The organism is Romboutsia sp. 13368 (assembly GCF_018336475.1).
Lineage (GTDB): Bacteria > Bacillota > Clostridia > Peptostreptococcales > Peptostreptococcaceae > Romboutsia.
Map to the genome: position 1 here is coordinate 1,639,377 of NZ_CP048741.1, position 272 is coordinate 1,639,648.

The 272-nt window shown below is 27.9% G+C and carries 1 protein-coding gene (only partly in view); it reads right to left on the reverse strand.

What is annotated here, in order from left to right:
• Positions 1–220, reverse strand: part of the annotated coding region (locus tag G3997_RS06565) for a lipid II flippase MurJ (RefSeq protein WP_442971269.1) (this coding region is incomplete at its 3' end). 108 nt of the annotated region lie to the left of the window's left edge; 220 of its 328 annotated nt are in view.
• Positions 221–272 lie beyond the last annotated feature (52 nt).

A 272-nucleotide genomic window follows, 5' to 3' on the forward strand; every position in this document is an offset into this window, starting at 1 on the left:
ATAAAGCTGATATGCTAGTTGCAAATGCAAGCCCTGCTAATTGCATATTAGTAAATTTAACAAATAATATATTAAGTATTATATTTAAAACCATAGCTATAACTCCATTAATCATAGGAGTTTTAGTATCTTGTAATGAATAGAATACTTTACCTAATATATCTCTAAGTCCAAATCCAATCATACCTATTGAGTAGAATATAAGAGCTACTGATGTCATTTGAGTTGCTCTAGCATCAAATTCACCCTTTTGGAATAATAACTTAACTATT